Source organism: Vibrio wakamikoensis (assembly GCF_050337275.1).
Classification (GTDB): domain Bacteria; phylum Pseudomonadota; class Gammaproteobacteria; order Enterobacterales; family Vibrionaceae; genus Vibrio; species Vibrio chaetopteri.
Genome location: NZ_JAKJST010000049.1, coordinates 19,479 through 28,056, shown reverse-complemented (window position 1 = coordinate 28,056; position 8,578 = coordinate 19,479). Strand labels below are relative to the sequence as shown.

The 8,578-nt window shown below is 46.8% G+C and carries 7 protein-coding genes; 2 read left to right on the top strand and 5 right to left on the bottom strand.

All coding sequences use genetic code 11. The annotated features are described in order from the left end of the window. Both L4C42_RS22940 and motY read right to left on the bottom strand, forming a co-directional pair. Positions 1 to 230, bottom strand: a 230-nt coding sequence (locus L4C42_RS22940) for a transposase (protein ID WP_429761802.1), incomplete at its 3' end; no start/stop codon positions are given. 307 nt (positions 231 to 537) lie between these two features. Beyond that, positions 538 to 1,422 (bottom strand): flagellar protein MotY, encoded by an 885-nt coding sequence (motY, locus tag L4C42_RS22935; RefSeq protein WP_353496683.1) that lies wholly within the window; start codon positions 1,420 to 1,422, stop codon positions 538 to 540. 343 nt (positions 1,423 to 1,765) lie between these two features. Here motY and rnt point away from each other — a divergent pair, with 343 nt between their 5' ends. Beyond that, entirely contained in the window at positions 1,766 to 2,416 is a 651-nt protein-coding gene (gene rnt, locus L4C42_RS22930) for a ribonuclease T (RefSeq protein WP_353496684.1), read from the top strand. 27 nt (positions 2,417 to 2,443) lie between these two features. Then, positions 2,444 to 3,769: a Na+/H+ antiporter family protein gene (locus L4C42_RS22925; RefSeq protein WP_353496685.1), complete on the top strand. Its 1,326-nt coding sequence runs from the start codon at positions 2,444 to 2,446 to the stop codon at positions 3,767 to 3,769. Positions 3,770 to 3,868: 99 nt separating this feature from the next. On the opposite strand, the gene L4C42_RS22920 is transcribed toward L4C42_RS22925, so the two are convergent. The 3 genes from L4C42_RS22920 to L4C42_RS22910 form a co-directional block, all read right to left on the bottom strand. Then, positions 3,869 to 4,189, bottom strand: coding sequence for a DUF1244 domain-containing protein (locus L4C42_RS22920; RefSeq protein ID WP_042502329.1), 321 nt, complete (start codon positions 4,187 to 4,189; stop codon positions 3,869 to 3,871). Between the two features lie 86 nt (positions 4,190 to 4,275). Next, positions 4,276 to 7,404 carry a vibriobactin export RND transporter permease subunit VexH gene (vexH, locus tag L4C42_RS22915; protein WP_353496686.1) on the bottom strand — a complete coding sequence of 1,043 codons (3,129 nt, stop codon included), beginning with the start codon at positions 7,402 to 7,404 and terminating at the stop codon, positions 4,276 to 4,278. Continuing rightward, positions 7,404 to 8,495: an efflux RND transporter periplasmic adaptor subunit gene (locus L4C42_RS22910; protein ID WP_353496687.1), complete on the bottom strand. Its 1,092-nt coding sequence runs from the start codon at positions 8,493 to 8,495 to the stop codon at positions 7,404 to 7,406. Before L4C42_RS22910 ends, vexH begins: the two co-directional genes overlap by 1 nt. Between the last annotated feature and the right edge of the window lie 83 nt (positions 8,496 to 8,578).

Sequence of the window (8,578 nt, the reverse complement as noted above, 5' to 3'; positions counted from 1 at the left end):
ATCCTAGCTTCTAACTCTTGGATCTTCTGCTGTTCTGGCGTTAGAGCTTTAACCGCTGGCGTTTCTCCGCCGCGCTCAATCTTTAGTTGATCTACCCAGCGTCGTAAGGCTGTATCGCCGATATCTAAGGATCGTGCCGCCTCAGATATTGAGTAACCTTGATCAAGAACCAAGCTTGCGGCATCTACTTTGAACTCAGGAGAAAATGTACGTCGTTGTCGTTTTGTCATTGAACACCTCATTTACGGTGGAGACTTTACCACCTAATTTGGTGTCCGGGATCATTAAACCACTACAAAAGGCAAAGGTGAAAAAGGTAAGCAACACCCCATCTCTGATACACAAGCTCCTCTAGCACGGCTTGAGGATTTTTTTTGGCCTAATTTCTTTTTCATGATCCGCTCGTCTTAGAAGAATTCAAAGACTTATTGCTTTATTCGTATTGAAAAAATCAAAACCAGAAACATCGAATTGCATTGACAAAAAACCAGCAGCCTCACAACCACTGGTTTCCGAATCTCCAATTACAAACAGACCTTACACCTCAGTCCGCCCAAACGAAATCACCACCCTTTGGTTCTTCGCTTTACCCACTGGCGATGCATTACTCGCGATAGGCCTGCGCTTACCATAACCCTGCACCTGAATGCGGTCTTTCGGCAACCCTAAAGAGTGGAAGTAGTCCTGTAAAATCGTCGCACGTTTTTCCGATAACTGCTGGCTTTCACTCTTCGACTCTGATGAATCAGTAAACGCAGAAACTAAAACTAAATCAATATCTTGGTTAAAGCGCACGTACTCAGCAATCTGCTGCAAACGATGTTGCGAGGTCTTATTGAGCTGCTCACTATTGCGGTCATAGTGCAAGATAGTGAAAGAAATATCTTCAAAGCTGTACGGAAGCAAGTTGGCGACACAATCACTAAACACGTTGTACTTAGTCTGGAATAACACAGAAGATAGTGACACTTCGATGCGCTCGTCTCGGCTTTGCCAATCTTGGTAGCTAAACGTTGGATAGCGACCTTTTTCAAGTTCACTCAGGATGCTCCAAGCGGCTTGCCCACCTACGTAACCGTCGAACTGTTTAAAGAACTGCAAGTTGGTGATGCGGTCAGCACTGTCACCAGGACGCCATGGTGGTGGCATCGACACTAAACTTACATTGCGCGTTTCCCCCATCGAGCGGCGCATTTTAAGTTCAAAATCAAGGTTCTTCTTTTTGCTAGCGCGAGCGACGAATTCCGCATCGCCAAAGTTTGGGATCGGATGTACAAGGCGGCACTCAAGCGGTGTGTTACTTACCATTTCCCACTGCGACTGAGTGGGCGTTGCCACATAGCGCTTTTCCATTGCCGCATCCGCCGTTGGGATTGCCAGCGTAGGTAGGAGTAATGTGGTAAGTAAAGCTTTTAATTTCATACAGATAGATAACTCGATAGCATTTGCATTAGCGGCATGTCCTTGCCGCCAAAGCATTTAGATGGATCTCCGTATAGGTTATTGCAATTTCCCCGCCAACATAGCGCTTATGAAAAACAAAGCGCTCGTTTCCTGATGGCGCATCTCAGACAAGTTAGACTCTGACTACTTTTTGTACCGACTTTGTTCAACCAATATCTTAGACGAACCTTAGTTATTGAACCAAAGCCATGAGCGCTTGCTATCAATAGCCGTATAGAAGGCAAATTAAATGCCCGGTTTAGTTTTTTATGCTGACATAATCTGCAATAATGCCTGCTTCGTCACACTTGAAAACTCAAACATGTCTGTAGAAAACGAAGCACTTACCCTAAAAAAGCGATTCCGTGGTTACTTTCCCGTTGTTGTCGACGTGGAAACAGCAGGTTTTAATGCTAGCACTGATGCGTTACTGGAAATTTGTGCCATCACTTTAAAGATGGACGAAGAAGGTAACCTTGAACCTGCCACTGTGATGCACTATCACATTGAACCATTCGAAGGCGCGAACTTAGAAAAGGAAGCGCTGGAATTTAACGGTATTCGCGACCCATTCAGCCCACTTCGTGGTGCGGTGTCGGAGCAAGAAGCGTTAAAAGAGATCTACAAAGTGATTCGAAAAGAGCAAAAGCAACACGATTGCAGTCGCGCCATCATGGTGGCGCACAATGCGAACTTCGATCACAGTTTTGTGAGTGCGGCGAATGAACGTGCCAAACTTAAGCGCGTTCCGTTCCATCCGTTTGCTACCTTTGATACTGCCACTTTGAGCGGTCTCGCCTTTGGTCAAACGGTATTGGCAAAAGCTTGTAAAGTCGCAGGAATGGAGTTCGATAACAAGGAAGCCCACTCGGCTCTTTACGACACTCAAAAGACGGCTGAGCTGTTTTGCCGAATCGTCAACAAATGGAAGGCTCTTGGTGGCTGGCCGATTGTTGACGACAACCAAGAATAAACAAACACACATTTTTTAGAGATTATTATGAATCCTGTCGTTATTTCCGTTTGCATCATGCTGCTGCTCGCACTGATGCGCGTTAACGTTGTCGTTGCGTTAACATTCAGTGCCATTGTTGGTGGTGTCGTATCTGGTATGTCTTTGACTGATGCTGTTAGTGCCTTTGAAGGCGGCCTCGGCGGTGGTGCCACTATCGCACTTAGCTATGCGATGCTAGGTACCTTTGCTGTCGCAATTTCGAAATCTGGTATTACTGATCTACTTGCACAGAGCGTTATTAAACGCATCCATGGCAAAGAGAGTTCAGCAGGCACAACGGGTCTTAAATATGCGGTTCTTGTTGCGCTTATCTTAGTGACTATGTCGTCTCAGAACATTATTCCAGTTCATATCGCCTTTATCCCAATTTTGATCCCACCTTTGTTAGGCGTATTTGCAAAACTTAAGCTGGATCGTCGTCTAGTAGCGTGTGTGCTGACCTTTGGTCTAGTGACGCCTTATATGGTATTGCCTATTGGCTTTGGTGGTATCTTCCTAAACAACATTCTGCTTAAAAACCTGCACGACAATGGCCTTGAGTCAATAACAGCGTCACAAGTACCAATGGCGATGTTGTTGCCAGCTGCTGGCATGATCACCGGTCTTCTAGTGGCTGTGTTAGTTAGCTACCGTAAGCCTCGCGAATACGCAGAAACCGAGCTAACACAAATTGATGAAGAGCCTTCGCACATCAACAAAAAGAACATTGTTATTGCAATTGCAGGTATCGTTGCGGCTCTCGCTGTTCAACTAACCTCTGGCTCAATGATCATTGGTGCACTGGCTGGCTTCATGGTGTTCACTTTCGGCGGCGTGATCGCATGGAAAGAGACGCAAGATGTGTTCACTAAAGGTGTACACATGATGGCGATGATCGGCTTTATCATGATTTCAGCAGCAGGCTTTGCTGCAGTAATGAAACAAACTGGCGGCGTTGAAACGCTGGTTGAGGCACTATCAACAAGCATCGGTGACAACAAGCCACTTGCAGCACTGCTAATGCTGATTGTTGGTCTTCTGGTCACTATGGGTATTGGTTCTTCGTTCTCGACGATTCCAATCATTGCAACGATTTACGTGCCTCTAGCACTTGCATTTGGCTTCTCGCCAATGGCAACAGTAGCCCTTGTTGGTACTGCAGCTGCACTCGGTGACGCCGGTTCACCAGCTTCTGACTCAACCTTAGGTCCAACGTCTGGCCTAAACGCAGATGGTCAGCACGAACACATTTGGGAAACCGTGGTACCGACCTTTGTCCACTACAACATCCCACTGATTGTATTTGGTTGGATTGCGGCGATGGTGCTGTAGTCATACTCGCTTTGAGTAGATCCCTGCCTACGCAGGGATGACGTTCCGTAAAAAAGGCTTGGTCAATGACCAAGCTTTTTTGTCTCTTCTAAACCAAGACTATTTCTTTGCTTGTCTTGCTTCAAACGCTGCTAGCTGTTCTGGCGTTGCCTTTGGTTGATGGTTGGTTTTCCATTCATCGTAAGTCATACCGTAAACACGTTCGCGAGCGTCATCAATGTCTAAGTCCAATCCAGCGGTTTCTGCTTCGGCTTTATACCACTTGCTAAAACAGTTACGGCAAAACCCTGCCAAAATCATAAGGTCGATGTTTTGCACATCTTTATTGCTGTCTAGGTGCTCTAGAAGGCGACGAAATACCGCAGCGTCGAGCTTATCTTGTTGCTCTTGAGGTAGATCTTTATATTTGAAATCAGCCACTCTACTTTCCTTTTATTGTTGGTTTTTCTTCCTCCATCCTAACCAACAAACAAAAAAATGCCCAGTCGAAACTGGGCATTTATGACCTATGCGTCGTTTAACTCACCATGACTGGTTCGCGCTTTCACATCGTGGCTAAGCGCTTTATTTAGCTCGGCCTCAACGTGACCTGGCGATTGAGTGCGCGCCGATATCAAACGATACATCGCTGGGATAACGAACAAGGTAACCAAGGTCGCAAACGCCATACCGAAGAAGATGACCGTACCTACCGCGACACGGCTCTCATAGCCCGCCCCTGTCGAAAGGATAAGCGGGATTGCACCTGCTAGCGTAGTAAAGGCCGTCATCATGATTGGACGTAGACGTCTCGCCGAAGCGTCAATGATGGCTTTTTCAAACTCAATGCCTTTGTCGCGAAGCTGGTTCGCAAACTCAACAATCAAGATACCGTTTTTGGTTACCATACCGATAAGCATGATCATGCCGATCTGACTATAGATGTTTAGCCCTTGTTGCATGATAACCATACCCAAGAAGCCACCAAATACACCCATAGGCACGGTAAACATCACCACTAGCGGGTTCACAAAGCTCTCAAACTGAGCCGCAAGTACAAGATAAGCAACCAGTAGTGCCAAACCAAAGACTACCAAGATACTCGATTGATTCTCTTTGAAGTCTTTCGACTCACCAGCATAGCTCACCGAGATATCCCCCGGCAGCATCTCAATAGCTTGACTGTCCATAAAGTCCAGTGCTTCACCCAAGGTGTAACCATCGGATAGGTTAGCCTTGATGGTAATCGCTTTCTGCTTATTGTAGTGCGACAAACGCGTCGAGGACGCCACTTCTTCAATCGACGTCACTGCATCAAGTGTAACAAGCTCACCGGATTTGGTTCGCATGTAGATTTGGCTTAAATCGTTGGCGTTATTAAAGTGATTCTCATCGCCGCGCAAATACACGTCGTACTCTTCACCGCGCTCAACATAGGTCGTTTCAGTTTTACCACCTAGCATGATTTCTAGCGTATCGGAAATATCTGCGACACTAATACCGAGCTCAGCTGCACGCTCACGATCAATGGTTACCACCAGCTCAGGAGTTTTCTCGGAGTAATTCGTGCTTGCCCCCTCCATATATGGCGATTCTTCCGCTGCTTGCTCAAGTTTTTCCGCCCATGTTTGTAGTTCAGAGTAATCTGAGCCACCAATCACAAACTGAACAGGCTCACTAGAACCACCCCTAAAGCCAGGCATAAATGGGTAAACTTTAACATCGGCAATACCCGCAAGTGCTTGTCTAGCTTCACCGAGTGCTTCAAGCGCTGTTACATCTCGGTCATTCCAGTCTTCTAGAATCATAATTACGAAACCAGTCTGGTCACCAGCATTACCGCCAAATGCAGGGGACTGAATACTAAACGACTTCAAGAAGCCTTGTCCAAGCAAAGGCATTAGCCTCTCTTCAACGATGTCCATGTTCGCTGCCATACGGTTATAGCTGGTCGCGTCGGCACCACGAACGAAGGCAAAGATTACGCCTCGGTCTTCTGATGGAGTTAACTGCGCAGGCACCTGTTGCATCAGTTGGAAACTGCCGCCAACACAAGCGATGATAACAATCGGTGCTACCCAGCGAAGCTTGAGGGCTTTCGCCAACGCCAGCTTGTAACCGCGTTCTAACTTTTTAAAGCCACGATCGACAAACTGTGTGAAGCGGTTTGGCTTAACATTCGCTTTTAGGATCGTACTGCCTAATACTGGTGTTAGCGTCAAGGCAATCAGTGAAGAGAAGATCACCGACATGGCTAGCAACACCGAGAACTCGGTAAACAGCAAGCCAATCATCCCGTCCATAAACGAAATAGGTAGGAAAACCATCACCAGTACCAAGGTGGTTGCTATAACCGCAAAACCAACTTCTCTAGTTCCCTTATAGGCCGCTAGCAGCGGAGATTCACCACGTTCAATATGGTGGAATATGTTCTCGACAACAACGATGGCATCATCCACGACTAGGCCGATAGACAGAATAAGTGCCATCAAAGTAATCAGGTTGATAGAGAAGCCAAAGAAATAAGCTGCGATAAATGATGAAATCAATGAAACGGGTACCGTCACCGCCGGAATCAACGTTGCTCGAGCCTGGCCAATGAAGATATAGAGAACCAGAATAACCAAGCCGCCAGTGATAAATAACGTGTTGTAGACCTCAGAGATTGAGCGATCGATAAAAACAGTTGAGTCGTAATCGATAGCCAATCGAGTGCCATTTGGCAGGAATTGCTGCAACTGCTCAACTTCTTTATGAACAAGATCAGCCATTTCTAGCGGGTTGGCATCAGACTGAGGGACGATACCCATACTGACGTTGACGACACCATCACTCTTAAAGGTAGAGTTTTCGTTCTCGGCACCGACATAGACATCAGCGACATCTTTTAGATAGATAGGTGTATTGTCACTTGCTCGCTTTACTACCAAGTACTCAAAGTCGATTGGTGTATTATAAGCACGAGCAGTACGTACCGACATCACTGTCGCATCATTACGCACTTCACCACCCGGGCTTTCAATGTTCTCGGTTCGCAGTGCCGAGGTAATATCAGACGTCGTCACACCTCGCCCAGCCATGTAGGCAGGTTTCAGTTTGATGTACATGACCTGATATAGACCACCAGAAACATCAACAGAACTCACGCCGCTTATTAAACTAAAGCGATCGACCAAAACGCGGTTAACGTAGTCGGTCAGCTGAGTACGATCCATTTCCGATGAGCTAAGGTTGATATAGACCGAGGCCTCACCACTACCATTGTTTTTGAAAACAAGCGGATCATCCGCTTCATCAGGGAGCGAGCGCTGCGCACGAGCAACCGCATCTCGAACATCGCTGACACCCGTGTTTAGGTCATAGCCGAGTTCAAACGTCACCGTAATACGGGACATGCTGTTGCGCGTCGTCGATTCAATTTCGTCGATACCGCTTATGCCTGATAACTGGTCTTCGATAACCGACGTTATCTGACTCTCGATAATAGTGGCTGACGCCCCTTCATAGCGAGTAGAGATAGAGACTACAGGGTTCTCGATATCCGGCATTTCTCGCACGGCGAGTTTGCTAAACGACACGATACCGAACACACAGAGCAGCAAGCTCAGAACGATAGCCGCTACCGGACGTTTAACGGAAACATCAGATAACAACATTAGCTGGCTTCCTTATCCGTTGGCTTTTTGTTGCCTTTCATGCGAGCAGCACTTGGCTCACCATTCGCGTTGACTTCAGAGACGGAAGCACCATCGCGCATGTTAACAATGCCCTGCACCACAATGCGCTGACCAATTTCAATCCCTTTCTCAATCACAACTTGGTTACCCACACGAGCGCCCAAGAAAACTTCAGTGCGATGGGCTTTATTGTTATCGTCGACAACATACACGTAGCGTTTAGTGCCTGAATATTCCAATGCTTGAACTGGGATAATTGGCGCTTCAATTGGTGGGAACTCCATACGAGCCTGTGCCAGCATACCTGGTTTTAAGCGGCTGTCTTCGTTTTCAAAATGAATACGAACACGCAGGTTCAGCGTTTCTTGATTCACGCGAGTATCTATCGCAACAACTTTACCGGTGAATACTCGAGTGCCCCATGCTGCAGTAAGCGCGGTAACATCCATACCCCTCTCGAGCATTGGAAGATAGCTTTCAGGAACTTGAAGATCGAGCTGCATCGTCGATAAGTCATCTAATGTCAGCAATTCAGTACCTACATTCACTAACTTACCGCGGCTGAAATCAATAAGACCCACTGTACCTGCAAAAGGAGCTTCTATATAAAGATCGTTGAGGTTGGCATTAGCCGCATCTAGACGCGCGTTACCGATATCAACAGCGGCCTTCTGAGCATCGATTTCTGTTTTGGTAATCGCGTTGCGATCAACTAAGCGTTCGAACTCAGCAAGGATACGCTTTTGGTCACGGACGTAAGCGCTTGCTTCTGCAACCGCCGCGAGCGCTTTGTCGTCGTTCAATTGGACAAGGAGTTGTCCCTTTTCAACGGTTTGGTTCGCGGTAACCTGAATGCGGTCGACAATGCCATTGACTTCAGAAGAGATAATCACCGATTCGTCAGCTTCTAATTTGCCGACAAGAGACAGTGACTGGGAAACTTGATGAATGGCAACTTGCTCAGTCACGACAGAAACCGCCCTAGCGCCAGCCTTTCCTTTGGCTAAGGTTGCTGGTGAAACACAGAGAATAGACAGTGCCAGCAAACCCATTATGGTTTTATTTTTCATTGTGTGTGTCTTTTAGTGTAAAAACTATGGATATTCTAGCGAGTTATACGCCCTATAACGTCAAGAAGTGTAAATGTTAACGC

Coding starts and splice junctions, on each gene's coding strand:
- L4C42_RS22925 (WP_353496685.1), top strand. CDS start 2,444: ATGAATCCTGTCGTTATTTCCGTTTGCATCATGCTGCTGCTCGCACTG.
- vexH (WP_353496686.1), bottom strand. CDS start 7,404: ATGTTGTTATCTGATGTTTCCGTTAAACGTCCGGTAGCGGCTATCGTT.
- rnt (WP_353496684.1), top strand. CDS start 1,766: ATGTCTGTAGAAAACGAAGCACTTACCCTAAAAAAGCGATTCCGTGGT.
- L4C42_RS22910 (WP_353496687.1), bottom strand. CDS start 8,495: ATGAAAAATAAAACCATAATGGGTTTGCTGGCACTGTCTATTCTCTGT.
- motY (WP_353496683.1), bottom strand. CDS start 1,422: ATGAAATTAAAAGCTTTACTTACCACATTACTCCTACCTACGCTGGCA.